At 68.7% G+C, this 23,582-nt stretch carries 24 protein-coding genes; 12 read left to right on the plus strand and 12 right to left on the minus strand.

The genetic code is table 11. From position 1 onward, the window contains the following. Positions 1 to 32 precede the first annotated feature (32 nt). Positions 33 to 2,441, plus strand: a complete 2,409-nt coding sequence (metE, locus tag ACYVKZ_RS03200; protein WP_460990537.1) for a 5-methyltetrahydropteroyltriglutamate--homocysteine S-methyltransferase — start codon at positions 33 to 35, stop codon at positions 2,439 to 2,441. Positions 2,442 to 2,504: 63 nt separating this feature from the next. On the opposite strand, the gene ACYVKZ_RS03205 is transcribed toward metE, so the two are convergent. From ACYVKZ_RS03205 to ACYVKZ_RS03215, 3 genes are read right to left on the minus strand one after another with little or no spacing between them, the layout of a single operon-like run. Continuing rightward, positions 2,505 to 3,008, minus strand: a complete 504-nt coding sequence (locus tag ACYVKZ_RS03205) for a DUF2004 domain-containing protein (RefSeq protein WP_460990538.1) — start codon at positions 3,006 to 3,008, stop codon at positions 2,505 to 2,507. Between the two features lie 42 nt (positions 3,009 to 3,050). After that, positions 3,051 to 3,866: a DUF72 domain-containing protein gene (locus ACYVKZ_RS03210; RefSeq protein ID WP_460990539.1), complete on the minus strand. Its 816-nt coding sequence runs from the start codon at positions 3,864 to 3,866 to the stop codon at positions 3,051 to 3,053. Between the two features lie 10 nt (positions 3,867 to 3,876). Further along, entirely contained in the window at positions 3,877 to 4,821 is a 945-nt protein-coding gene (locus tag ACYVKZ_RS03215) for a LysR family transcriptional regulator (protein ID WP_460990541.1), read from the minus strand. A 367-nt stretch (positions 4,822 to 5,188) separates the two neighbouring features. Here ACYVKZ_RS03215 and nrdH point away from each other — a divergent pair, with 367 nt between their 5' ends. From nrdH to ACYVKZ_RS03240, 5 genes are read left to right on the plus strand one after another with little or no spacing between them, the layout of a single operon-like run. Continuing rightward, on the plus strand, positions 5,189 to 5,437 hold the full coding sequence (gene nrdH / locus ACYVKZ_RS03220) for a glutaredoxin-like protein NrdH (protein WP_307008019.1): 249 nt from the start codon (positions 5,189 to 5,191) through the stop codon (positions 5,435 to 5,437). 55 nt (positions 5,438 to 5,492) lie between these two features. Further along, positions 5,493 to 5,984, plus strand: coding sequence for a class Ib ribonucleoside-diphosphate reductase assembly flavoprotein NrdI (gene nrdI, locus ACYVKZ_RS03225; protein ID WP_460990542.1), 492 nt, complete (start codon positions 5,493 to 5,495; stop codon positions 5,982 to 5,984). Positions 5,985 to 6,001: 17 nt separating this feature from the next. Beyond that, complete coding sequence (gene nrdE, locus ACYVKZ_RS03230; protein WP_460990594.1) at positions 6,002 to 8,122, plus strand: class 1b ribonucleoside-diphosphate reductase subunit alpha; 2,121 nt, start codon at positions 6,002 to 6,004, stop codon at positions 8,120 to 8,122. Between the two features lie 43 nt (positions 8,123 to 8,165). After that, positions 8,166 to 9,143 carry a class 1b ribonucleoside-diphosphate reductase subunit beta gene (gene nrdF / locus ACYVKZ_RS03235; RefSeq protein ID WP_307008021.1) on the plus strand — a complete coding sequence of 326 codons (978 nt, stop codon included), beginning with the start codon at positions 8,166 to 8,168 and terminating at the stop codon, positions 9,141 to 9,143. 34 nt (positions 9,144 to 9,177) lie between these two features. Beyond that, the gene (locus ACYVKZ_RS03240) at positions 9,178 to 10,551 is read left to right on the plus strand and encodes a type I restriction enzyme HsdR N-terminal domain-containing protein (RefSeq protein ID WP_460990543.1); all 1,374 of its coding nucleotides are present in this window, start codon (positions 9,178 to 9,180) and stop codon (positions 10,549 to 10,551) included. Positions 10,552 to 10,770: 219 nt separating this feature from the next. Here the strand turns inward: ACYVKZ_RS03240 and ACYVKZ_RS03245 are convergent, their stop codons facing one another. Then, positions 10,771 to 12,036 carry a glycosyltransferase gene (locus tag ACYVKZ_RS03245; protein ID WP_460990544.1) on the minus strand — a complete coding sequence of 422 codons (1,266 nt, stop codon included), beginning with the start codon at positions 12,034 to 12,036 and terminating at the stop codon, positions 10,771 to 10,773. Beyond that, positions 12,033 to 12,644, minus strand: a complete 612-nt coding sequence (locus ACYVKZ_RS03250; RefSeq protein ID WP_460990545.1) for a TetR/AcrR family transcriptional regulator — start codon at positions 12,642 to 12,644, stop codon at positions 12,033 to 12,035. Before ACYVKZ_RS03250 ends, ACYVKZ_RS03245 begins: the two co-directional genes overlap by 4 nt. A gap of 69 nt (positions 12,645 to 12,713) precedes the next feature. On the opposite strand from ACYVKZ_RS03250, the gene ACYVKZ_RS03255 reads away from it, so the two are divergent. Next, positions 12,714 to 13,130 carry an ATP-dependent DNA ligase gene (locus ACYVKZ_RS03255; protein ID WP_460990547.1) on the plus strand — a complete coding sequence of 139 codons (417 nt, stop codon included), beginning with the start codon at positions 12,714 to 12,716 and terminating at the stop codon, positions 13,128 to 13,130. A gap of 621 nt (positions 13,131 to 13,751) precedes the next feature. On the opposite strand, the gene ACYVKZ_RS03260 is transcribed toward ACYVKZ_RS03255, so the two are convergent. After that, positions 13,752 to 14,054 carry a YciI-like protein gene (locus ACYVKZ_RS03260; RefSeq protein ID WP_460990549.1) on the minus strand — a complete coding sequence of 101 codons (303 nt, stop codon included), beginning with the start codon at positions 14,052 to 14,054 and terminating at the stop codon, positions 13,752 to 13,754. Between the two features lie 684 nt (positions 14,055 to 14,738). On the opposite strand from ACYVKZ_RS03260, the gene ACYVKZ_RS03265 reads away from it, so the two are divergent. Next, entirely contained in the window at positions 14,739 to 15,872 is a 1,134-nt protein-coding gene (locus ACYVKZ_RS03265) for a S1 family peptidase (protein ID WP_460990551.1), read from the plus strand. Positions 15,873 to 15,978: 106 nt separating this feature from the next. Here the strand turns inward: ACYVKZ_RS03265 and ACYVKZ_RS03270 are convergent, their stop codons facing one another. Further along, positions 15,979 to 16,242 carry a helix-turn-helix domain-containing protein gene (locus ACYVKZ_RS03270; RefSeq protein ID WP_460990553.1) on the minus strand — a complete coding sequence of 88 codons (264 nt, stop codon included), beginning with the start codon at positions 16,240 to 16,242 and terminating at the stop codon, positions 15,979 to 15,981. Between the two features lie 318 nt (positions 16,243 to 16,560). Here ACYVKZ_RS03270 and ACYVKZ_RS03275 point away from each other — a divergent pair, with 318 nt between their 5' ends. Beyond that, positions 16,561 to 17,484: an aminoglycoside phosphotransferase family protein gene (locus tag ACYVKZ_RS03275; RefSeq protein ID WP_460990554.1), complete on the plus strand. Its 924-nt coding sequence runs from the start codon at positions 16,561 to 16,563 to the stop codon at positions 17,482 to 17,484. Positions 17,485 to 17,588: 104 nt separating this feature from the next. Here ACYVKZ_RS03275 and ACYVKZ_RS03280 read toward each other — a convergent pair whose 3' ends face one another. Both ACYVKZ_RS03280 and ACYVKZ_RS03285 read right to left on the minus strand, forming a co-directional pair. After that, positions 17,589 to 18,386: a DUF2182 domain-containing protein gene (locus ACYVKZ_RS03280; RefSeq protein ID WP_460990555.1), complete on the minus strand. Its 798-nt coding sequence runs from the start codon at positions 18,384 to 18,386 to the stop codon at positions 17,589 to 17,591. Position 18,387: 1 nt separating this feature from the next. Continuing rightward, positions 18,388 to 18,993: a DUF1326 domain-containing protein gene (locus tag ACYVKZ_RS03285; protein WP_460990557.1), complete on the minus strand. Its 606-nt coding sequence runs from the start codon at positions 18,991 to 18,993 to the stop codon at positions 18,388 to 18,390. A gap of 393 nt (positions 18,994 to 19,386) precedes the next feature. Here ACYVKZ_RS03285 and ACYVKZ_RS03290 point away from each other — a divergent pair, with 393 nt between their 5' ends. Further along, positions 19,387 to 20,061: a LuxR C-terminal-related transcriptional regulator gene (locus ACYVKZ_RS03290; protein ID WP_460990558.1), complete on the plus strand. Its 675-nt coding sequence runs from the start codon at positions 19,387 to 19,389 to the stop codon at positions 20,059 to 20,061. Between the two features lie 155 nt (positions 20,062 to 20,216). Here the strand turns inward: ACYVKZ_RS03290 and ACYVKZ_RS03295 are convergent, their stop codons facing one another. Both ACYVKZ_RS03295 and ACYVKZ_RS03300 read right to left on the minus strand, forming a co-directional pair. Next, a complete protein-coding gene (locus ACYVKZ_RS03295) occupies positions 20,217 to 20,513 on the minus strand; it encodes a hypothetical protein (RefSeq protein WP_460990559.1) in 297 nt (98 codons plus the stop codon). Positions 20,514 to 20,566: 53 nt separating this feature from the next. Further along, complete coding sequence (locus tag ACYVKZ_RS03300) at positions 20,567 to 20,959, minus strand: nuclear transport factor 2 family protein (RefSeq protein ID WP_460990560.1); 393 nt, start codon at positions 20,957 to 20,959, stop codon at positions 20,567 to 20,569. Positions 20,960 to 21,464: 505 nt separating this feature from the next. On the opposite strand from ACYVKZ_RS03300, the gene ACYVKZ_RS03305 reads away from it, so the two are divergent. Together ACYVKZ_RS03305 and ACYVKZ_RS03310 are read left to right on the plus strand one after the other, a co-directional pair. Then, positions 21,465 to 21,977: a hemerythrin domain-containing protein gene (locus tag ACYVKZ_RS03305; protein WP_460990561.1), complete on the plus strand. Its 513-nt coding sequence runs from the start codon at positions 21,465 to 21,467 to the stop codon at positions 21,975 to 21,977. A gap of 57 nt (positions 21,978 to 22,034) precedes the next feature. After that, a complete protein-coding gene (locus tag ACYVKZ_RS03310; protein WP_460990562.1) occupies positions 22,035 to 23,021 on the plus strand; it encodes an aldo/keto reductase in 987 nt (328 codons plus the stop codon). 103 nt (positions 23,022 to 23,124) lie between these two features. Here the strand turns inward: ACYVKZ_RS03310 and ACYVKZ_RS03315 are convergent, their stop codons facing one another. Beyond that, complete coding sequence (locus ACYVKZ_RS03315; protein ID WP_460990563.1) at positions 23,125 to 23,544, minus strand: response regulator transcription factor; 420 nt, start codon at positions 23,542 to 23,544, stop codon at positions 23,125 to 23,127. Between the last annotated feature and the right edge of the window lie 38 nt (positions 23,545 to 23,582).

Genomic DNA, 23,582 nt, shown 5'->3' on the forward strand with positions numbered 1-23,582 from the left:
CCCCTGACCTCTCCACCACCAAGGACTCCACCATGACTGCCCAGCACACCCCTGCCCAGTTCCCGTCTGCCACCGTCCTCGGCTACCCGCGCATCGGCCGCCGCCGCGAGCTCAAGAGGGCCGTCGAGGCCTACTGGGCCGGCACCAGCTCCCTGGCAGAGCTCGAGGCCTCGGCCGAGGCGCTCCGGCTCGCCACCGTGGACCGCCTCGCCGAGCTCGGCCTGACCGGCACCGCCGCCGTCCCCGGCACCTTCTCCTTCTACGACCAGGTCCTCGACACGCTCGTCGCCCTCGGCGCGGTCCCCGCGCGCTTCGGGGCGCTGCACGACGGCGACGGCCGCCTCGGTCTTGACGCCTACTTCACGCTCGCCCGCGGCACCGCCGAGCAGCAGCCGCTGGAGATGACCAAGTGGTTCGACACCAACTACCACTACCTCGTGCCCGAGATCGGCCCCGAGACCGAGTTCTCGCTCTCCTCGGAGCGCATCGTCGAGGAGTTTTCGCTCGCCCGGGCGCACGGGACCGTCACCCGGCCCTACCTCGTCGGGCCCGTCACCTTCCTCGCGCTGTCGAAGGCGTCCGACGGCGCGCCGGCCGGCTTCGCGCCGCTGTCCCGCCTCGAGGACATCCTCCCGGTCTACGCCGAGCTCCTCGAGAAGCTCGCCGCCGCGGGCGCCCCGTGGGTCCAGCTCGACGAGCCTGCCCTGGTGGCCGACCTCGACCTCCCCGGCGGCACCTCGCCCGCCGAGGTGAGCGCCGCCGTCGAGCGCGCCTACGCCGTCCTCACGGCGCCGGCCGCCGGGTCCGGGCGCCCGGCGATCCTCCTCTCCGCCCCGTACGGAAGCCTCGGCGAGCAGGCCGCCGCCGTGGCGGCGACGGGTGCCGAGGCGGTGGCGCTGGACCTGTTCAAGGGCCGGCTGCCCGCAGACCTCGGGCAGTTCGCCGGCAAGACCGTCGTGGCCGGGGTCGTGGACGGCCACAACATCTGGCGCAACGACCTCGCCGCATCCGCCGCCACGCTCGACGCCCTCCGCGAGGCCGGCGCGCGCCACGGCTTCGAGGTCGCCGTCGCGACGTCCACCTCGACCTTCCACGTCCCGCACGACGCCGAGGAGGAGACCCAGCTCGACCCGCAGCTGCGCAGCTGGCTGGCCTTCGCCGACCAGAAGGTGCGCGAGGTCGTGACGCTCGCCGGCCACCTCGCCGCGCCGGGCTCCCAGGACGCGGCCCTGGCGGACTCCTCGCGGATCCTCGCCACCCGCGCCGAGGCGCCGGGCGTACGCCGGCCGGAGGTCCGCGAGCGCACCGCGGCCCTCACCGCCGAGGACTTCTCCCGCTCCGTGTACGGCGTCCGCGCCCAGGCCCAGGAGGCCGTACTCGACCTGCCCCCGCTGCCCACCACGACCATCGGCTCCTTCCCGCAGACCGCCGAGGTCCGCAGCGCGCGCGCCCGCCTGACCAAGGGCGCGATCGACGAGGCCGAGTACGAGCGGCTCATGAAGGACGAGATCGCCCGGGTCATCGCCCTGCAGGAGGAGCTCGGCTTCGATGTGCTCGTCCACGGCGAGCCCGAGCGCAACGACATGGTCCAGTACTTCGCAGAGCACCTCGACGGGTTCGATGTGACGGTCCACGGCTGGGTGCAGTCCTACGGCTCCCGCTGCACGCGCCCCTCCATCCTGTGGGGCGACGTCTCCCGGCAGGCCGGCCCGTCGATCCTCTGGGGCGACGCGGACAGCGCCGCGCCCATCACCGTCCCATGGGCCGCCTACGCCCAGTCCCTCACGGACAAGCCCGTCAAGGGCATGCTCACAGGCCCCGTCACGATCCTCGCGTGGTCGTTCGTGCGCGACGACCAGCCGCTCGCGGAGACCGCCAACCAGGTGGCCCTAGCCCTCCGCGACGAGATCGCCGACCTCGAGGACGCCGGCATCCGCATCATCCAGGTCGACGAGCCAGCCCTCCGGGAGCTCCTGCCCCTGCGCGCCGCCGACCGCCCTGCGTACCTGGACTGGTCGGTCAAGGCGTTCCGGCTCGCCACGGGCGGCGCCGGCGACGCGACCCAGGTCCACACGCACCTGTGCTACTCGGAGTTCGGCGTCATCATCGACGCGATCGACGGCCTCGACGCCGACGTGACCTCGATCGAGGCCGCCCGCTCCCGCATGGAGGTCGTCACCGACCTCGAGGCGCACGGATTCGGCCGAGGCGTGGGCCCGGGCGTCTACGACATCCACTCGCCCCGCGTGCCCGGCCAGGAGGAGATCGAGGAGCTGCTGGCCCGGGCCGTCGAGCACGTCCCCGCCCGGCAGCTGTGGGTCAACCCGGACTGCGGGCTCAAGACGCGCGGCTACGAGGAGACCGAGGCCTCGCTGCGGAACCTCGTGGCGGCGGCGAAGGTGGCCCGGGCCGCGCTCGCGGACGTGTCCTCGGCCGTCTGAGTGCGGTGACACGCTGCGGGGCCCCCGTCGCGCCGGGGGCCCCGCAGCCGTGCCGGGCGGGACTCAGTCCCAGAGCACCTCGTCGTCGACCACGCCGTCGGCGTCCGCCGCGGCCACGAGCACCTCGTCCGTGAAGTGCTCGCCGAGGGTGAAGTCGAGCACGAAGTACCGCTCAGGCTGCGCGGGGTAGATGCCCACATGGGCGACCCGGAGGGCCTTGAGGAACACCTCGTCCGTGATGTCCTGGGCGCGGTCCACGCCGAAGACGGACCGGACCTCGCCGTCGTCCACGTTCTGGCAGTGGAACCGCCGGTACTGCTCCGCGGCGCTGTCCTCGTCCTCGAGCTGCTGGCCGATGAGCTCCCGGACGGACTCGACGAGCTCGGGGAGGAAGCGGAGGCGGTAGTCGACCTTGTGCAGCGCCGCCTCGTCCAGCCGGTCCTGGGCGGTGATGTTGAGGTCGAGCTCGACGGGGACGCCGTCGAGGGTGAACCTGCCGGCCACAGCCCTCCCGGCGCTGGGCGCGAGGGCGATCTCACCGAAGTGCTGGCTCACTGCCGTCTCCATGACAGAACGATAAGCCCGTACCGGCGCGGCAGGCCAGCGTCCCTAGGCGAGCCGCGCGAGCAGCGCCGCCGCGTCGTGCGGGGCCCGCCCGTCGGCGTCGTTGTCGAAGTAGACGTACGCGTCGCGGCCGGCGGCGAGCCAGTCCCGGACGCGCCCGGCCCACCGGTCCAGCGAGGCGTCCGAGTAGCCGCCCCCGTAGAGGCGGCTCTCGCCGTGCAGCCGGGCGTACCGGATCCCGGAGGTGTCCGCGTCGACCTCCGGCCACGTCCCGGCGCTGTCGGAGGCGACCATGCAGATGCCCTCCCGCGCGAAGAGCTCCCGCGCCTCGGTGCCGGCGAAGCTCTCGTGGCGGGGCTCTACGGCGTGCAGGATCGGCCGGTCCGCGGCGGCCTCGACCAGGGCCCTGTCATCGGGGACCTTGGCGTCGTGGCGGGCGGCGAGGGCCGCCGCGTCCGCCGTGGTGCGCGGAAGGAGGTCGAAGAACTCGGCCAGGCGCCCGGCGTCGAACGCCATCCTCGCCGGGAGCTGCCACAGGACCGGGCCGAGGGTGTCGCCGAGGGCGAGGACACCTGAGGCGAGGAAGTTCGCTAGCGCGGTCTCGGCGCCGCGCAGCTGGAGCATGTGGGTGATGTAGCGGCTGCCCTTGACCGCGAACACGAACCCCTCCGGGACGGCGGCCTTCCACGCCTCGTAGGAGGAGGGCCGCTGGAGGGAGTAGAAGGAGCCGTTGAGCTCGGCGGAGGTCAGCTGGCCGGCGAGGTAGGCGAGCTCGTCCGCCTGCCGCAGGCCCTTCGGGTAGAAGTCGCCGCGCCAGCTGGCGTACCGCCAGCCGGAGGTGCCGATGAACGCGCGGGCCATGCCGGACACGCTACCGGTCCGCCGGTCCGCGCCCGGTCCGCGCGGTGCGCACAGGCAGCGCCGCGAGCTGCTCGGCCACGAGGTCGAGGAAGAGCCGGGTGGCGGAGTCCGCGGCGGCGTGCGGGCGGAGGGCGAAGATGTTCCGTGCAAGCCGGATCTCCGGCACGTCGACGAGCACGACCCCCTCGGGGGTGGCCTGGAGCGCGAGCTCGGGCACCAGGGCCGCGCCCAGTCCGGCCGAGGCCAGCCCGAGGCTCGCGTTGAAGTCGTCGCTGTAGGCCACCACCCGCGGGGCGAGGCCGCAGCCGGCGAAGAGCCGGTCGATCACGGTCGCGTCGGACGTCCCCGGGTGGTGGACGATCCACGGCATCCCGCCCAGCTGGTCCGCGGTGACCCGGGCGCCCTCCGCGATGCCCCAGGACTGCGGCAGGACCACGTGGAACGGGTCGTCGCCGATCCAGAGGCGCTCAGCGGTGTGCGGCCAGGCGAGGCCGCTCTGGCCCACCTGGTAGACGAGGACCACATCGAGCCCCCCGCCCGAGGCGAGCCTGCGGATGGTGTCCCCGGGCTCGGCCACGGACACGTGCAGGTCGAGCCCGAGCCGGCGCCACCGCTCGCCGCTGAGGACGCGGGGCAGCACGTAGGTCGCGAGGCTCGGGAAGATGCCGAGCCGGAGCTCCCGCCCGGCCGCGTCGGCGGCCCGGGCCGTCGCGGCCTTGAGCGCGTCGATGTCCGTGAGGACCTTCTCGGCGTGGCGGATCATCACGAGGGCGGCCTCGGTGGGGACGATGCTGCGCGGCGTGCGGCGGAAGAGCTCGACGCCGGTCTCGCGCTCGAGCGCCGCCATCTGCTGCGACACGGCCGACGGCGTGTACCCCAGCTGGGCGGCGGCCGAGGCGAACGAGCCGAGGCGGACCACTTCGATGAGGGTCGTCAGGTGCACAGGGTTGACCACGTCGTCTCCTTCCGGCCGCGACCCGCCCAGCCTACGACACACCGCGACACGCCGTGAGATGGGCGACACGCACCTGTGCGCGGGTGTGGGAACCGGGCATCCACAGCCTGTGGACGCAGGGCCCTGAAGGGCGGGAATACGGGCATCCGGCGGTGCATTAAATGTGGGTCGGCTGTGGACTCACGGGGTGAGGAATGACATACTTGTAAGACAACATCTTGGGGTCCTCGGCAGCGGGGTGCACTACATGTAGTATCGAGGGCACCGAGGTGCGCAGGACTGGATCACAGGGCTGTCAGGGCGGCCGTCGGTGCGGCAGCGGCGAACGCCTCGGCTGGGGAAGCTTTGGAGAATGGGGTAAGGATTCATGAACGTCACGGTCTACACGAAGCCGGCCTGCGTGCAGTGCAACGCGACCTACCGTGCCCTCGACAAGAAGGGCATCGCCTACCAGAGCGTCGATGTCACCCAGGACCCGGAGGCCCTCGAGCGCCTCAAGGCCATGGGGTACATGCAGGCGCCCGTCGTCGTCACGGACGCCGACCACTGGTCCGGCTTCCGCCCGGACAAGATCGCGGCGATCGCCGAGGGCAGCTCGGCAGCCTCGGTGGCCTGACCCACGGCGTCGGGCACGCCCCGACTCCACCGTCCCAACGAGGGAGTGCGCTGAGATGACCTCCCAGGTCCTCGCCGCGGCCGACGCCGGGGCAACGGGTTCGGATGCCGGATCCCGCCCCACGTCGGCGCGACTCATCTACTTCTCCTCCGTCTCGGGCAACACGCGCCGGTTCATCGACAAGCTCGGCCTGGAGGCCGCGCGGATCCCGCTGCACCAGGGTGATGCGGCCCTCAGGGCCACGGTTCCCTTTGTGCTCGTGGTTCCGACGTACGGGGGGACCGGGGGAGCGGGATCCGTGCCCAAGCAGGTCATCAGATTCCTCAACGACCCGCACAACAGGTCGCTCATCCGGGGCGTCATCAGTGCCGGCAACACGAACTTCGGGGACAACTACTGTGCGGCGGGAGACATCGTCGCCGCCAAGTGCCATGTCCCCCACCTCTACCGATTCGAACTCATGGGCACGCCCGACGACGTGGCCCGGGTCACCGAAGGATTGGACGCATTTTGGACACGACTCTCGAAGAGCCAGCAGTCGCCGTGACGGCAGATCCCAAGGAGCTGCCCGCCAGCTACAAGGGCCTGGGCTACCACGAGCTCAACGCGATGCTGAACCTGTACGGCGAGGACGGCAGGATCCAGTTCGAGGCCGACCGCTACGCGGCGCGCCAATACTTCCTGGACCACGTCAACACCAACACGGTCTTCTTCCACGACCTGGACGAGAAGCTCGAGTACCTCATCAAGAAGGACTACTACGAGCGCGAAACCCTCGACCAGTACACGATGAACTTCGTGCGCGAGCTGTTCGGCCGCGCGTACAAGAAGAAGTTCCGCTTCGAGACCTTCCTCGGTGCGTTCAAGTTCTACACCTCCTACACGCTCAAGACGTTCGACGGCAAGCGCTACCTCGAGCGCTACGAGGACCGCGTGTGCATGGTGGCGCTCCACCTCGCCCGCGGCGACGAGCAGCTCGCGACCCAGCTCGTCGACGAGATCATCGCCGGGCGCTTCCAGCCGGCGACCCCGACGTTCCTCAACGCGGGCAAGAAGCAGCGCGGCGAGCTCGTCTCCTGCTTCCTGCTGCGCATCGAGGACAACATGGAGTCGATCGCCCGCGGCATCAACTCCGCCCTCCAGCTCTCCAAGCGCGGCGGCGGCGTGGCCCTCTCGCTGACCAACATCCGCGAGCACGGGGCGCCGATCAAGCAGATCGAGAACCAGTCCTCCGGCGTCATCCCGGTCATGAAGCTGCTCGAGGACTCCTTCTCCTACGCCAACCAGCTGGGGGCCCGCCAGGGCGCCGGCGCGGTGTACCTGCATGCGCACCACCCGGACATCTACCGGTTCCTCGACACCAAGCGGGAGAACGCGGATGAGAAGATCCGCATCAAGACCCTCTCCCTCGGCGTCGTGATCCCGGACATCACGTTCGAGCTCGCGAAGAAGAACGAGGACATGTACCTCTTCTCGCCGTACGACGTCCAGCGCGTGTACGGCAAGCCGTTCTCGGACATCTCCGTGACGGAGAAGTACTACGAGATGGTCGACGACGCGCGGATCAAGAAGACCAAGATCAACGCCCGCGAGTTCTTCCAGACCCTCGCCGAGATCCAGTTCGAGTCGGGCTACCCGTACATCATGTTCGAGGACACGGTGAACCGGGCCAACCCGATCGCCGGCAAGGTCACGATGAGCAACCTGTGCTCGGAGATCCTGCAGGTGTCCACCCCGAGCGAGTACAACGAGGACCTCACGTACGCCGCGGTGGGCAAGGACATCTCCTGCAACCTCGGCTCGATGAACATCGCCAAGACGATGGACTCCGAGGACTTCGGCCGCTCCATCGAGACGGCGATCCGTGCCCTCTCGGCCGTGTCCGACATGAGCTACATCCAGTCCGTCCCCTCGGTCGCCGAGGGCAACTCGAAGTCGCACGCGATCGGTCTCGGGCAGATGAACCTGCACGGCTACCTCGCCCGGGAGCGGGTCCACTACGGCTCCGAGGAGGGCCTGGACTTCACGAACATCTACTTCTACACCGTGCTGTACCACGCGCTGCGGGCCTCGAACCTGCTCGCCAAGGAGCACGGGCAGGCGTTCGGCGGGTTCGAGAACTCCAAGTACGCCTCGGGGGAGTTCTTCGACAAGTACACCGAGCAGGAGTGGGTCCCGCAGACCGAGAAGGTCCAGGAGCTGTTCGCCAAGGTCCACCTGCCCACCCAGGAGGACTGGCGCGCGCTCAAGGCCGAGGTCATGGAGCACGGCATCTACAACCAGAACCTCCAGGCCGTCCCGCCGACCGGATCGATCAGCTACATCAACAACTCGACCTCGTCGATCCACCCGGTGGCCTCCAAGATCGAGATCCGCAAGGAAGGCAAGATCGGCCGCGTCTACTACCCGGCCCCCTACCTGACGAACGAGAACCTCGACTACTACCAGGACGCGTACGAGATCGGCTACGAGAAGATCATCGACACCTACGCTGCCGCGACCCAGCACGTGGACCAGGGCCTCTCGCTCACGCTGTTCTTCAAGGACACGGCGACGACGCGGGACATCAACAAGGCCCAGATCTACGCGTGGCGCAAGGGGATCAAGACGCTCTACTACATCCGCATCCGCCAGCTCGCGCTCGAGGGCACGGAGGTGGAGGGTTGCGTCAGCTGCATGCTCTAGTGGTGGCACCCCCTCTGTTCGGATCCGCTCGAAAGGACCAGCGATGACCCCCGAGAAGCTCAAGCTCCTCGACCACGTCCAGGCGATCAACTGGAACCGCATCCAGGACGAGAAGGACGTCGAGGTGTGGAACCGCCTCGTCAACAACTTCTGGCTTCCCGAGAAGGTGCCGCTGTCCAACGACGTGCCCTCCTGGGCGACCCTGACGCCGCAGGAGCAGCAGCTCACGATGCGCGTCTTCACGGGCCTCACCCTCCTGGACACAATCCAGGGCACGGTCGGCGCCGTCTCGCTCATCCCGGACGCCATCACTCCGCACGAGGAGGCCGTCTACACGAACATCGCGTTCATGGAGTCGGTCCACGCGAAGAGCTACTCGTCGATCTTCTCGACCCTGTGCTCGACGAAGGAGATCGACGACGCCTTCCGCTGGAGCCTCGAGAACGAGAACCTCCAGCGCAAGGCGCACATCGTCATGGACTACTACCGGGGCGACGAGCCGCTCAAGCGCAAGGTCGCCTCGACCCTGCTCGAGAGCTTCCTGTTCTACTCCGGCTTCTACCTGCCCATGTACTGGTCCTCGCGGGCCAAGCTGACGAACACGGCCGACCTCATCCGCCTCATCATCCGCGACGAGGCCGTGCACGGCTACTACATCGGCTACAAGTTCCAGAAGGGCCTCGAGAAGGTCTCGGAGGAGAAGCGCCAGGAGATCAAGGACTACACGTTCGAGCTGCTCTTCGAGCTGTACGAGAACGAAGTCCAGTACACGCACGACCTCTACGACCCGGTGGGCCTGGCCGAGGACGTCAAGAAGTTCCTCCACTACAACGCCAACAAGGCGCTCATGAACCTCGGCTACGAGGCCATGTTCCCGTCCTCCGTCACGGACGTGAACCCGGCGATCCTCTCGGCGCTCTCCCCGAACGCCGACGAGAACCACGACTTCTTCTCCGGCTCGGGTTCGAGCTACGTGATCGGCAAGGCCGTCAACACGGAGGACGAGGACTGGGAGTTCTGAGTTCCTTTCCTCCTGTTGGGAAGAACAGGTTTAGGTGACAGAGCCGGACCTTATACGCGAGAGACAAGCGGCCTACTTGGATGTCTTCCAGGTAGGCCGCTGTTTCATGGGCGAAATTGGCCTCTCCTCACCCGGGAACCGGGTCTACGCTCTGGCGGTCCGGTACGAGTGTCGGGGCTGGGCTAGAGTCTGTAAGGAGCAGCTAGGGGAGCTGCGGAACTGGGGGGTTCACATGGAGGCGAAGGCTTCAGCACGTTATGCGGCTCTCGTCCGATGGGCCGATGCGGTGGCCGAGAACGGGCACGAGGTGCCGAGCGTCGAGGTCCTGGAGGTTCTCGCCGTGGCGAGGACTCTGGACGCACCGGGGGCGGATCACCCCGCCGTAGAGCCTTGGGCCGCCACGATCCGGTGGATCATGGCCCAGGCCTCAATGGGGGTCGTGGACCCGTACTCGCAGCTCCCACCGGAACTGGCCGAGCCCGCGACTCCGACCCGAACCGAGTCGGCAGCAGACTTCACCGAGACCCTGTCATCGCAGCCTGCTGAGGCGGCAATCGGCACCGCCGCCGTCCTCACAGAGGAGGCCCTGACGGGGGAGGAAGCCGTCACAACAGCATCACCACCCGAGGATGCCGCTGAGGACCCGGGTCAGGACGCGCCGGACTCCTCCGGCGAAGGCCGGTCCGGCAGGGCGACTGCGGCCAGGTCACGGCTGAAGGTCCCGCGCTGGGAGGAGGCTGCGCGCGAGCAGACGCTGGCCGCGGTGCGCAGATTCGCCGATCCGCTGCGCGCACTGCTGGCGCGCGACGCGAACGAGGGGGACACGCGCCTACTGATCACCGATCTGCTGTGCGAAGGCCTCGGGTACGACAAGTACGCGGACCTCACCACCGAGTACATGGTCCGCCAGGACTTCGCCGACTACGGGGTCCGCATCGACCGCCAGCTCGTGGCCTTCATCGAGGTGAAGCGAGTGAGCCAGAAGCTCAATGAGCGCCACCTGCGGCAGATCCAGATGTACGCGGTCAATGAGGGCGTCGAATGGATGGTCCTCACCAACGGCCAGCACTGGCAGGTGTACCACCTCACCGGTGGGCTTCCCGTCGTGGTGGACCTCGTCTTCGAAGTGGATCTGCTCGGGGCCGAAAGCGATGAGAGCAAGGCCTCCCTGCTGTTCTACCTGCACCACGACTCCCTCAAGCGGCGGCAGATCGAGGAGGTCTGGCGGCATAGTGCAGCAACAGCACCTGAACTTCTGCTCGACGCCATTCTCTCTGAGCCTGTGCTGGACATCGTCCGGCGCGAGGTGAGGAAGAGGACCGGGACAGCCACCAGCACAGACGTCCTGAGGGAGGTCATCCGTACTGACGTCGCCCAACCGAAGCTCCTCGACAGGATCTCTCAGTAGGCTCCGATGTCGAACACGTCCACCCTTCCTGCAGGCCACTTTAGCTCGCCATAGCTGTCATAACGCTGACTTCGGCCTTATCTTCCCGCTGGAGCGCAGTGCCTCGGGCCGACCACTTGGAATGGCTCTCCCGAGGGCCAGTGAAATACGGGTCTTCGTGATCGTTGGTCCGGATTCCCGATCAAAGGCATCCTTGCTGTGCACCCCACCAAACAGGAGTCATACGCGGTCGGGGCGCTTCAGGGCTGACTCGGGCCGCGGGATGCCGATGAGTGACTCGACTGCCTGCGCCCCTGCTGCTGCTCCGCCGGCCGCCCGGTAGCCTGCAGCTGTGCGGCGGGCGCCCTCGCCCATCCCGGCTGCGCGGTGCACGGCCTCGCGCAGCCGGGATGGGGTCAGCTTGCCCTTGGGTAGGCGGATCCCCGCGCCGGCGTGTCTGACTCGGGCGGCGACCTCGAGTTGGTCCCGTCCGAAGGGCACGACGACGCAGGGGACGCCGGCGGCGAGGGCCTTCTGGGTCGCGCCCATCCCGCCATGGGTCACCGCCACTGCGGAGCGGACGAGGACGGGCCCGTGCGGGATGAATTGTTCGACCCGCACGTTGGCCGGCAGCGGCCCGAGGTCTGGCACGCCGGCGGGCATCGTCACGACGACCCGGTAGGGTTCGCCGGCCAGGCCCTCGACCGCGGCCCGGGCCAAGGCTTCATCGGCCTGGTACTCGGAGGATGTGGTGATGAGGACGAAGGGGTCGCCCGGCTCCTCGACCCATTCCGGTGCCTCCGCTGGGGGCTCCCACGGGAGGGCTCCTATGAGGCGTAGGTCGGGTGCCCAGTCGGGGTGGGGGTACTCGAAGGGCTCGGAGGTCGCGACCAGGGTAAGGGGTGCGGACCGGAAGAACTGGTCGGCGCTGGTGACGGCCGGAACTCCGTTGGCAGCGAGGACTGCGTTGATGCCGGGGAGGAACCGCTTCTCGAGCTGGCCCATGATGAGAGGGCGCAGCAGCCGGTCCCGGAGCCGACCCACTGGGCCGGCGAGGGGAGGGAGCCCTGGACCGAACGGCGGTGTGCCGCGCGAGGTGACCGGCGGGGTGTAGGGGCAGAAGGCGGCCCACGGGCCGCCCCACGCCTGAGCGGCTGCGCGGGCGCCCCAGGAGTTGAAGTCCACGATCACCGCTGCCGGGCGGATCGAGGCGGTCGCGGCGGCGAGGTCGCCGCCGTCGACCGCGGCCCGGCGGACGAAGACGTCAACGGATGCCGACAACGCCTCGAGGGTGTTCCGGACGCCGAAGTCGTGGTGGCCGATCGCCTCGATCCGGGCGTCGATCGGTTCGGCGGCGAGCCCGAGGCGGCGCATGAGGCCGACCTGGTCTGCGAGGGTGCGCACATGCACCTCGTGCCCGCGCCGCTTGAGCTCGAGGAGCAGCGGCGCCATGGGGAAGAGGTGGCCGATCGCGGGAGAGGTGTAGGCGAGTATGCGGGACATCATGGCCTCCGGGTGAGGGGCTCGAGGAGCTCGAGGAGCGCCTCGCGATACGCCTGCGGGTTCAGTCCGGCATCCAGCCGGAGCAGCTTCCAGACGTAGACGTCGCACACGGCGACGATCTGGGCCAGGCGGCGCCGGCGGCCGGCACCCTCCAGCCCGTCGAGGAAGGGCGCGAACACCCGCTCGCACCAGGACCGGTGGAAGGCCCGGCCGGCGCCCGTGACCGCTGCCATGAACGGCGAGGAGGACTCCTCGGCCAGCAGGCGCAGGGCCAAGCGGCCGTCCCGCTCGTAGTGCCCGGCCAGATTGGCGACGGCGCCGGTCAGGTCGCCCGCCACGGCCGGGTCCCGCTCCGCTGCCACCCGGGCCGCCTGCCGCTCCGCGGAGGCGGCGAAGAGGCCGTCCTTGTCGCCGAAGCGGCGCAAGACGGTCTGCACGCTCACCCCGGCGCGGGCGGCCACGGCCTCGAGTGTGATGCCGGCGATGGGGGTGCCGTCCTCGAACTCGCCCGCTGCCGAGTCCAGGATGCGCTCTGCGGTGGCCGCTGCGGACTGAGCCCGCTTCGTCATCACATAGCTGCGGACTGGCGCCCCGGATTTCATGTCAGTCATGCTAACTCCAATTCTGACTGGCGCCCAGACCGCGCAAGCCCACGCCGGTCCGCGATTCACTGCAACGCGATGTCGCCGCGGTCCGTCACCCGCTGGCGGCGACACAGGGCCTGTGCCGTTTATGCAGAGCCGAGGGCGGCATCGGTGCGCAGCAAGTGCCACTTGGCCGAGGATCCCGAACAGGGAAGCTGGGTTGCGGGAGCGGGATCGTTTGACCTTGAGACATGCCTTCGCCGCGGTCCCGGACGCTGGGCGCGCCCCGGGGTTCTCTTGGAGCCGAAATGGGACGGCTTCCGCGCGGCCCTCATCTTCGAGGACGGGGCTCCCGTCGTCTATTCCCGCAACGGCACGGACCTCAGCACACGGTTCCCTGAACTCTTGGCAGCAGCCGCCGAACAGATCCCGTCCGGGTGCGTGCTCGACGGAGAAGCCGTCGTCTGGGGCGGTGGTGGGACGAGCTCGCCCACACCGGCATCGAGGGCCTGATGGCCAAAGACTTCGCCCGGCCCTACAGGGGAGGGGAGAGGAGAGCCTGGTCCAAGGTCAAACGCCGAGAACACCGACGCCGTCTGCGCCGCTGTTATTGGTGACCGGGGCAACCCGCAGCAGCTCGTCCTCGGAGCCTGGGGCGCCGAAGGCGAGCTGCGCTTCATCGGCTGCACAGCATCTCTCACCCCTGCACAGGCCCCGGTCGCTGCTGGCTTCTTCTACCCCCTGAGGTGGGACACCCGTGGCTCGAGGAAGTGCCTGCAGCGGCCTTCGACCGCTTCGCTCGGGACACGGGGCCGGTCCGGGCGACTCTCGTCAAGCCCGTCGTCGTGGAAGTCTCTGTGGGTGCGGCCTGCTCGGGGGTCGCCCTCCGCCACTCCGTCCGACTGGCCAGATTCCGCCCCGACCGTGACCCCTGGGCGGTCAGGACCCAGTAGCTGCGCCCAGCTGTCCTTGGTTTCGGCCAAAGGTAGGCACGTGCACCTGCTTTTCGCCAAATGACAACGGGTGCCGAACACCGATATTCTGACTTGCTCCAAGCAAAGCGCTCCATAACACGCCCCTCCGTCGTCGGACCGGCCTGGGCGCAATACGCCCTGCGGCGAGGCGCGGGGGCGTTTAGGGGCGCAAGGGTGTGGCCGCTTCGTCTCCGACGACGGTTGTCCACGGGCTGGCGGTCCACGACGTGACCACGCCGTTGATGACGTAGGGGTCTGCCGCAGCAAAAGCTTTCGCCGCACCCAGCGCGTTCTCGCCGGTGAAGATCAGCAATCCTTTGAAGGGCGGTTCGCCGACGGCTCCGCCCAGCAGAAGCTCGCCACGCTCGGCCGACTCCCACCCGGCACGGAGATGGTCTGCGCGGTGCTGCTCACGGCTTTCGAGGTAGTTGTCCGCGCAGGTGTACTCGAGCACGGCGTGCATGGGCGCTCTCCATTTCGTTTGGGGTGTTTCTTGTTGTAGAGGCAGCGTACGCCTCGGGAGACTGGGGCGCCCTTGGGCTCTTACTTCCGGTCCGACAGCCTGCACGCCACACCAGGACGTCAGGATGTCAAGGTCCGGTCGGCCGGATCTCTTCGACACTTGGGAAGTCGAGGGCCCGGAGGGCACACCCCGTCACTCCAGCAACCCACGAAACAATCCGGGCCCACGCCAAGCTTTCTCGGGTTGACGATCCGTGCAGCCCCCATGACGATGGCATGGCTGGTAAGCATCGGCTCCAATAAACGCACCATTGGAGGGACGAACACCAGTCTGCTGTCGTCAAGAAATGGCGGCGAGCAGGGCTCTCAAGAGCGGCTTCCGTTTCGGCGCAGGCCGCGCCCGCTCGGAACTCGGGGATCCGCAGCGCATCGCTTTGAGGGAGATTCCGCCGCGTAAGCACGTCGTGGGTGCGCATCGGATCCCAAAACCATTCCTCGATTGCAGGCGGGCACACTGATGTCCCGCCCCACGTGAGTCTCTCGTGCGCCCGCGCCGGCGCTGGACCGGCGCGAGTGCACCTTCTTCCGGCCCGCCCCGAAGGCGTGGTCCTTGAGCGGCGAGCCCCGAAACCCGGCTTACACATATCCAACGGTTTCGCCCCTTCTCATGAACTTGGAGAAAGACATGGCGGTGAAAACATTGCTGCGCGCAGCCGCGGCCCTCACGCTCGCACTCGGCTGGTCGGGCGCCGCAATAATCCCGGCTCGGGCCGACATCGACGTTGACAAAGTGTCCCGAGCAGTCGTGTTCGTGGTGATCAATTGGAAAGGGGCAGTCATCGTTCCCTTCCAGGACGGCACAACACAGACCTACCCCTCGACCGCGACAGGAAACTGCACCGGCTGGATCATGGATGACGTTGCGCATATCGCCACGGCAGGCCATTGCGTCACCTACGAAGAGTCCGTGCGCGAGGCCATGATTTCCAACCTGATCACCTCGCAGTTCCCGTCGCAGGCGAACAGTCTCGACGTCAAGAAGCTCGATTGGCAGGTCGTGCCCGAGAAGACGCCCACCGTGCAGGTCCTCCAACCGAACGTCATCGCAAACCCGGTCTTCGACGACCGGGGAACGACGGCGCAGCTCATCGATTCGCAAGAATTTGAAGCCCAGGACAATGCGCTCCTTCAGGTGGCGAGCAAATCGACCGCTGGCGTCGGGTTGAGGATCGCCTCGAACATACCGAAGGTGCGGGACAAGGTCACCATCGTCGGCTTCCCTGCCGAGACCGGAGAGGCGTTCGATGCGACGCGGCAGGCACCGTCCTTCAAGGAGGCTTCCGTCAGTGCGCCGGTGGTGTCGAAGAAGGGGGTTCCGAAGCTGCAGCTCGACGGTGAGGTGATCAGTGGAATGTCAGGCGGTCCGACGATGAATCAGGACGGCGAAGTCGTCGGGATCAACAGTGGGTCGTTCACCAATCAGAACCAGTCATACATCACCACTACCGATGCGATGCGCGCCTTCTACGAGAAGAACGGCGTGAAAGGGGCAGGGTCCGCGGCCCCCGCCGCGGGCGGCTCGTCGGCGGCCAGCTCGTCGGCGAGTGGCGCGGCAGGTCAACCCGCACCGGTCGCCAACAGCAGGGGTGACAGCCCTGCGGTGGCTCCCGCGTCGGACAACAGTTCGCTGATCATCTGGATCGTGGTCCTCGCCGCCATTGTCGTCATAGCGCTCGGCGGGCTGGCGTTCTTCTTCCTTCGCAGTAGGCAAAGGGACCCCTCGATCGAACGGATCTCGCGCGACGAACAGCAGGACTAGCCACTGACCACGGGGGTCAGGGGCGTGCCCGGGTCCGGCGCCTGGGCTGGGGCGCAACCCTGACACGGCTGGCGCCAGCTGGCCGCCACCCACCCGTTCCCCCGGGTCAGATGGTGGCCTCGCCTGTGCGGCGGCGTTCCGCCCGGGCGGTGAGCTCGCAGACCTGCATCCCGAGCGCCTCGGCGACGGTGCCGACCACCACGAAGGGGATGTCCCGGTCCGCGGTGGCGCCGAAGTACCGGGACACCGTGCTGAAGTGCATCTCGCTCGCCCGCTGCAGGTCGGCGAGGTTCCAGCCCTCCGCGCCGAGCTCGGCCCGCACCTGCGCCCGCAGCGCCTCCTGGCTCTCCCGCCCGTAGTCGCCGCTCACGGGACGTCCTCCCCGGCGGCGCGCCGGTCGGCTCGGCCGATGAGCTCCCCGGTGCTGGGTCTGGTTCAGGCCCCGCACTGCCATCTCCACCCTGATCTGCCTCCGCAGCGCAACCTGCGCGGCCTTGCCCCGTTCCCCCATGGCGGCAGGATAGCCCAGTGGTCAGTACGGGCTGTCGCCGGTGAGGCGCCGGCCGGCGCGTTCGAGCAGTTCGGGCGCGCCTGCTTGGTCCCTTGGCCCCACCCCTGTCGGGGGACCGTCGATTGCTCGTGCGTCCGCCGAGACCCGCCCGATGAGGGATCCTCCAGTGGACAGGCCATGAGGGATCCTTGTCGGGTGGTCTCTCAAAGTCAGGACGGGCGAGCCGGGGTTGATGCTGGACTGGTAGAGCGGCTGATCGCTGCGCAGTTCCCCCAATGGGCGGGCCTTCCCGTGCGACCGGCGGAGTTCGAGGGGTGGGACAACCGGACCTACCGGCTCGGAGAGTCGATGTCGGTCCGTCTGCCCACAGCTTCTGGCTACGCTCCCGCCGTGGAGAAGGAAAGCCATTGGCTGCCTCGGCTGGCACCGCAGCTGCCGGTACGGGTTCCGACGGTCCTGGCCGTAGGGAGGCCGGGCGAGGGATACCCGTTCCCGTGGTCCGTCCGGAGCTGGATCGACGGCCACGCGGCGGACCGCGCGCCGATAGGGGACCTGCCGGGATTCGCGATTGCCGTTGCCGAATTCCTGCATGCCCTGGAAGCCTGTGCTGCGGAGGACGCTCCTGCTGCGGGCGAGCACAGCTGGTTCCGCGGCGCAGCACCCGCCCTTTACGACGACGAGACCCGCCATTGCCTCCGCGCCCTTGAAGGACGTATCGACACGGCAGCGGCCGAATCTGTCTGGGACGCCGCGCTCGAGGCGGACTGGACTGAAGAACCGGTGTGGTTCCATGGCGACGTCGCAGCGGGGAACTTGCTCGTCGCGCACGGCGAGCTGGCGGCGGTCATCGACTTCGGGACGTCCGGGATTGGCGATCCGGCATGCGACCTTGTCATCGCCTGGACCATGTTCGCCGGCGATAGCAGAGAAGCCTTCCGACGAGCAGTCGCCCGGGACGATGGAATGTGGGCCAGGGCGCGCGGCTGGGCACTCTGGAAGGCAATGCTCGGCCTCGCTCAACCCGACGACCGGGATCCCCACGGCGCCTCGAACCTGCGAATCGTCGCGGATCTGCTCGACGAACACGCCCGCATGACCTGAGGGCGGAGAGTGTCCCAGTACAAGAACCCCGAAAGCGCCGTTCCGCGCTGATCCCTCATCCCCGGAGCTGTGTTAGCGCGCGGCTGACCGGGGCGGGAGTGGCGTCAGGCCTCTCGGGCCACGGAGGCCGCGGCCTGCATCTGGGCGGGTGCGTGCAGGCCGGGCAACAGGGCAGGGTTCGCGGGGACAAAGAATGCGAAGACGATGAGTGCGACGCCGACGGTCCTGCTCAGTCCTCGGCCGTGGCCCCAGGTCTTCTCCAGCAGCACGGTCGCGGCGATTGCGGCCATCCATGCGAGGTTTGTCAGGCCGACCGCGGTCAGCACGATCATCAGGCCCCAGCAGCATCCGATGCAGTAGACGCCGTGGTAGATGCCGACGCCGAGGTCGCGGAGGGGGCCCTTGAAGCCGGCCACGTGGAGGAGGAAGGCGATGGGGGAGCGGCAGTGGCGCAGACAGAAGTCCTTCAGCGGAGTCAGCTGGTAGACCCCGGCGGCTGCCACGACTCCCGCTCCTGTCCAGACTGCGGCCTCGGGGGCCACCGTCGCCAGCTCGGCGGCGAGCAGCGCCAGCACAAAGGCGCCTGCTCCGAAGACGGCCCAGGACACCAGGTAACCTGCCACGAGCGCGGCCGTCCGCGCCGCCCGCAAAGGAACCTCGGGTACCGCCCGGAGAGATCGGAGGTAGGCGGTTGCAAGCGGTGCCAGCGCCGGGAGCATCATGGCGGCCATCATGAGGGACCACACGAGCAGGAAGCCTCCGAGGTCCAGGCCCATCGTCCCAGGACCCGGGGGCATCTCCCCGGTCCCGAGGACGGTGAAGTACCAGGCGATGGCCGCGCAGCCGAGCAGCACGAGAAGAGCTGAGTGGTTGCGGACGGCCAGGTGTGCCTGCCCCGCCATGTCAGGCTGACCAAGCGAAGGGAGCCGAGAAGGAGTTCTTCCCGGTGTTGTCCCACGTGAGCCCGAACACGTCCACGGCCGACGCAGTGGCGTGCCCGGCGGCCAAGGTGTCGGCGGGGAAGCCGACGCCGCTGACCTTTACTCCCGCGCCGGTGGGGTCGAGCGGGGAGACGAAGTCCTCCGCTGTGATGTCGACGGCGTCTCCGACTTTCACCCGGTGCTCGCGGCCGTCGTCTGCGTAGGCGATCTCGCGGGACTCCATGCCCAGCATCTCGCCGACCAGCGGGCCGAGGCCTTCCATCGGTCCGCCCCGCTGGCCGCCGAAGACGGCCCCTAGCGCCTCAGCCTGCTGCGGCGATGCCGCGGCATCCATCAGCACTCCCATCCGCCAGCCGCCCTCGCCCATCAGGGCAGGGGTGTCCGCCACGACGACGACGGTCAGGCCGCCGACATCGACTCCGTCGATCTCGCCAGTGTCGATGTGGAAGGCCAGCAGCACATCGCACCGGTCGTTGTCGGCGGGGGCCGTGAGGCCCGAGGCCGTACACGGGCACACCATGTCGCAGTTGCAGTTTTCGAAGTACGTGCCTTCGAGCCGCCATGCCATTGCGGGCTCCTTTCGCCGAAGGACCTCCCCGGACCGAACCCCTTACGGTCGGCACTGTCCTCCCGGCATGCGCCGCCGTCAAGAGGCGGCAGACCCCTAGGAATCCGGGGCGTCGGCAGGATTCCATCGGCTGCGGGACGACCCCCAAGACCGTGACGGATGCTGGCGAATTCTGGTGGGAATAGTGGTGGGATGTCTTGTACTCGCCCGTCAAGGAGGGCGGTCCCTAGCATGGCTGCGGGTCAAGAATCGCGCCCACGGGGGAGCTTTGAACCAGACTGGCTCCCCTTCCGTGAAACCCCTTGAACGGGAACTCCCGGCGTGTGCCGCACCCTCACGCCGCGACGGCGGCTGCCGCCCGTTCCGAGCAGGGCTGAGCCAGAGGCGCGCAACGTGGACAGCAATGACGAAGCCATCGAGGCGATCCGGGTCTACATCCTGGACGGCCACGAGGTGGCAAGGCGGGGCCTGAGGGAGCTGCTCGAGGGCCAGGGCATGGTCGTCGTGGGAGAGAGCGGCACCGCCGCAGAAGCAGCGGCGATGATTCCCGCCGTGCGCCCCCAGGTGGCGGTGCTCGATGAGCGGCCGGCGGGCGGTCCGGGGATCGACGTCTGCCGGCGTGTCCGGTCCGTCCACCCGGGTATCAGGTGTCTGATCCTGGCCGAGGACCACGACGATCAGGGGTTCCGGAACGCGGTCCTGGCCGGGGCGTCCGGCTACCTCCTCAAGGAGCTCCCGGGGCAGGACATCGCCGCCGCGGTCCGGCGCGTCGCGGCGGGTGAGGTGCTGTTCGACCCCCAGGAGGAGGACAGGATCCTTTCGGGGGTGATCGAGTCGGCCCCGCCACCGCGGGTCTACGACCATCTGACGCGGAAGGAGTCCCGGGTGCTGGAGCTGCTCGGCCAGGGCATGACGAACCGGCAGATCGCCCGGGAGATGGCCCTGGCGGAGAAGACAGCGAAGAACTACGTCTCCACGGTCCTGGCCAAGCTCGGCCTCGAGAACAGGACCCAGGCAGCCCTCTACATCGCCCAGGCCGAGCGGGGGAGGGAGGGCTCGCACAGGTGAGGGCCGGCGGTCGGGGTGCCGGGCCTTCTGCCGGGGGAAGGGTTGCAGGCCTCGTCCTTCCCGACGCCGGGGACGGCGGGCGCGCCTAACGGGACGGGCGGACTCTGCTACCCCGTGGGCCGTTCGGGGCCTGCATTAGGCGGCCTGCCGAAGTGTCAGGGCATGATCTTGTACAGGTCGATGACGGTCTCCTCCGGTGGCGAGGTGAATCCGCCCTCGATGCCTGCCTGCATGCGGGGCATGAGGATGCTGTCGCGGAATTGCTCCCAGCTTTCCTTCGATTGGTGGACGGCCATGATCGTCCATCCTCCCGCTGAAGGTCCTGCTGCGTGGAAGATCTGGCCACCGGGGAGGAGGCCTGGGCCTGGGTGGACGGCGGCTATCGAGGCCTCGTACTGCTCCTTGGTGCCTCCCGGGAAGAAATGCACGACTCCGTACGGGGTGGCTTCCATGTCTGCTCCTTACGTGGTCCGGATGTGTGCTCTGCTTCTGCTCCGCTGGAGGGTCAGCTCCAGAAGTCGTCGGCCGTGGCTGTGTCCTCGAAGAACTCACGGCCTTCGACGACCTTTCCGTCGCGGATGACGAACACGATTGCCGTGGCCGCGTCGAGGGTCTTCCCGTCGTTCTCTGCGCGGCTCTGCTGGATTCCTACCGTGTGGCCTTCTCCGCCGACGATGTCCTGGACCGCTGCTTGGAAGGTACCGTGGGAACGGGCGCCCAACTCGCCGAAGTAGGCCAAAATCGCGTCGCGTCCTTGCTTGGCTCCGGAAAGTACGCCCCTGCCGGCGGCGTACCAGACCGCGTCCTCTGCGAGCAACTCGCTGAGGGCTGCCAGATCCCCTGCATTGAAGGCCACGTACCCCCGCCGGACCACTTCCGACTTCTCTGAGGCGCCCATGTCGGATACCTCGCCGTCATGCTCGTCGGCCGATGGACGGCTCAAGGCTATTCCCAGCCCGGACGCCTGCCGAAGAGTCGGAAGGCCTATGTCCGAACACGCGATGGGCGCGCAGAGGTGGCGTCTACGGCGCAAGCTGCGCCGCCCGCACGCGGCGAAGGTCCACGACGCTCCGCGACCGCATACAGAACGACAGGGTCCTCGGCCCCCTCAACGTTCCGCTTCGCCTACCTGAAGCCGTACGCCGAGGCGGCCCGCGCCTGGCTGCACGCTGAAGCAGAGGTCGTCGACACCACCCACCTGACCGCGGACCAAGCCGCGCAGCAGATCGCGGAATCAGTGCTCGGTTGCTGAGGACGGAGCCTCCGAGGCCGCCGCGAAACGACGCGGCTGCAGGACACTGCGGACGGCCGTTCGCTCTCTGCCCGCAGGAGCGCCGGCCGTCGATTCCCGATTGCCGGACGCGGGCGCGACTGGCAGAGTGGGCGTGACAGAAGGAGAGCGTGTGGACATCACCGAGGTCATCCTGAATGATCACCACGAGCAGCGCCGCATGTTCGGCATGCTCGAAGAAATCTCCCCGGACGACGCCGAAGCGCTCGGATCGGTGTGGAAGCGCCTCCGCATCCTGCTCGAGGTGCACGCGGCTGCGGAGGAGAAGCTCTTCTACCCGCGCCTGCTGAAGCTCCAGAAGGACCGCATCGCCCAGGAGTCGCCCGATGAGGAGACCGAGGATGCCGTCCACGACCACAACGAGATCCGCGATGCGGTCGCCGCAGTCGACGAACACCCGGTGGGCTCGGTCGAATGGCTCCGCGCCGTCGCCGAGGTCAACGAGGTCAACGGCGACCACATGGCCGAAGAAGAGCGTCAGGGCCTGACCGACTTCCGCCGACACGTGGACCGCGAGGAACGCCACGCGATGGCCGTGGCATTCGCGGCCTTCGAGGCAGAGCACGCTGGCGGCATCTCGGCACACGACGTCGACCCGCAGCAGTACCTGCGCGAGAACGGCTGATCCTCGACTCGAGGCCACCGACCCCGCCGGCCGATTTCGGCACTATAGTCGGAGCCCATGGACAAGCGTGTGCTGGGACGGACCGGCCGAGAAGTCTCCGTGATCGGTCTGGGGACATGGCAGCTGGGCGGTGACTGGGGCGACGTCGGCCGCGAAGCCGCAGCGCAGGTGCTCGACGCGGCGGCGGAGTCGGGGGTCACCTTCTTCGACACCGCGGATGTGTACGGAGACGGCCGCAGCGAGCGGGCGATCGGCGAATGGCTCGCAGCGCACCCGGACGCCGGAGTCATGGTGGGCACCAAGACAGGGCGCCGGATGCCCCAGGTCCCGGAGAACTACGCCCTCGCGCACTTCCGGGAGTGGCTTGACCGCTCGCGCCGCAATCTGGGTCGCGACACCCTCGACCTCGTCCAGCTGCACTGCCCGCCCACCCCCGTCTACTCCAATGACGCGGTCTTCGATGCCCTCGACCAGCTGGTCGAGGAGGGCGTGATGCGGCACTACGGCGTCAGCGTGGAGACCACCGGCGAGGCTCTCGCCGCGATCGCCCGGCCGCACCTCGCCACAGTGCAGATCATCTTCAACCCCTTCCGGCTCAAGCCGCTCGACGAAGTCCTCCCCGCGGCCCAGGGGGCCGGGGTGGGAATCGTGGTCCGGGTGCCGCTGGCCTCGGGCCTGCTCAGCGGGAAGTACAGCCGCAGCACGACCTTCCCGGAGGGGGACCACCGCAACTACAACCGCACCGGCTCCGCGTTCGACGTCGGGGAGACCTTCTCAGGGGTGGACTTCGAGCAGGGCCTTGAGGCCGTCGCCGAGTTCCAGAAGCTCGTCCCGGAGGGGCTGACCACGGCGCAGGCCGCCCTCGCCTGGATCATCTCCCAGCCTGGCGTCTCGACCGTGATCCCGGGGGCCAGGCACGCGGACCAGGCGCGGGGTAACGCAGCGGCGGCCGCCGCGGCCGCGTCGCTGGGCCCCGAGTTCGACGCGGGAGTGCGGCGGATCTACGACACCTACTTCCGCGAGACGATCCACCCGCGCTGGTAGCGGCGGGTCCGCTGAGGTCCCCGGGGCATGCGGCGGTCGCGTCGCCCCGGCACCGGCGCTCCGCGCTCTGTCGGGCGCGTCCTCGTCTCCGGCGAGGGCGGCCTCAGGGCCGTCTGCACCCTCTCGGCGAAGCTGCGGCCGACCACGCGGGCGTGAGGGACGCGGCCGCCCGGACGGCTTGGGGGAGGCCGCTGTCGGCAATCTTCCGGACCACGAAGATGGGGTCTCCCGGAGGCCTCCCGCGGCCGCGCCGGGCTGCCAGGCTCGTGAGGATGACGCAGCGGGTGGGCGTCCCGGACTCACTGAGCTGCCGGCACATGGCCTCCGCATCCCCGTCGGGGAGGTGCTCGTCGAGGACCATGACCTGCGGCGCGCACCGACGCGCCAGCCGCGCACCCTCGGTCACCGTTCCGCTCTCGCCCACCACGTCGACGCCCTCGTCCTCGAGCAGCTCCCGCAGGGCGCTCAGGAGTGGGCGGTAGGCGCTCACCAGGAGCACGCGGGTCCTCTGATCTGCTCCCATGACGTCTTCCTGTCCGGTCCGCTTCGACAGGAGCCGGC

Source organism: Sinomonas soli, from assembly GCF_054782415.1.

Coding starts and splice junctions, on each gene's coding strand:
- metE (WP_460990537.1), top strand. CDS start 33: ATGACTGCCCAGCACACCCCTGCCCAGTTCCCGTCTGCCACCGTCCTC.
- ACYVKZ_RS03205 (WP_460990538.1), bottom strand. CDS start 3,008: ATGGAGACGGCAGTGAGCCAGCACTTCGGTGAGATCGCCCTCGCGCCC.
- ACYVKZ_RS03210 (WP_460990539.1), bottom strand. CDS start 3,866: ATGGCCCGCGCGTTCATCGGCACCTCCGGCTGGCGGTACGCCAGCTGG.
- nrdH (WP_307008019.1), top strand. CDS start 5,189: ATGAACGTCACGGTCTACACGAAGCCGGCCTGCGTGCAGTGCAACGCG.
- nrdI (WP_460990542.1), top strand. CDS start 5,493: ATGACCTCCCAGGTCCTCGCCGCGGCCGACGCCGGGGCAACGGGTTCG.
- nrdF (WP_307008021.1), top strand. CDS start 8,166: ATGACCCCCGAGAAGCTCAAGCTCCTCGACCACGTCCAGGCGATCAAC.
- ACYVKZ_RS03245 (WP_460990544.1), bottom strand. CDS start 12,036: ATGATGTCCCGCATACTCGCCTACACCTCTCCCGCGATCGGCCACCTC.
- ACYVKZ_RS03250 (WP_460990545.1), bottom strand. CDS start 12,644: ATGACTGACATGAAATCCGGGGCGCCAGTCCGCAGCTATGTGATGACG.
- ACYVKZ_RS03255 (WP_460990547.1), top strand. CDS start 12,714: ATGTCGCCGCGGTCCGTCACCCGCTGGCGGCGACACAGGGCCTGTGCC.
- ACYVKZ_RS03260 (WP_460990549.1), bottom strand. CDS start 14,054: ATGCACGCCGTGCTCGAGTACACCTGCGCGGACAACTACCTCGAAAGC.
- ACYVKZ_RS03265 (WP_460990551.1), top strand. CDS start 14,739: ATGGCGGTGAAAACATTGCTGCGCGCAGCCGCGGCCCTCACGCTCGCA.
- ACYVKZ_RS03275 (WP_460990554.1), top strand. CDS start 16,561: ATGAGGGATCCTTGTCGGGTGGTCTCTCAAAGTCAGGACGGGCGAGCC.
- ACYVKZ_RS03280 (WP_460990555.1), bottom strand. CDS start 18,386: ATGGCGGGGCAGGCACACCTGGCCGTCCGCAACCACTCAGCTCTTCTC.
- ACYVKZ_RS03285 (WP_460990557.1), bottom strand. CDS start 18,993: ATGGCATGGCGGCTCGAAGGCACGTACTTCGAAAACTGCAACTGCGAC.
- ACYVKZ_RS03295 (WP_460990559.1), bottom strand. CDS start 20,513: ATGGAAGCCACCCCGTACGGAGTCGTGCATTTCTTCCCGGGAGGCACC.
- ACYVKZ_RS03300 (WP_460990560.1), bottom strand. CDS start 20,959: ATGGGCGCCTCAGAGAAGTCGGAAGTGGTCCGGCGGGGGTACGTGGCC.
- ACYVKZ_RS03310 (WP_460990562.1), top strand. CDS start 22,035: ATGGACAAGCGTGTGCTGGGACGGACCGGCCGAGAAGTCTCCGTGATC.
- ACYVKZ_RS03315 (WP_460990563.1), bottom strand. CDS start 23,544: ATGGGAGCAGATCAGAGGACCCGCGTGCTCCTGGTGAGCGCCTACCGC.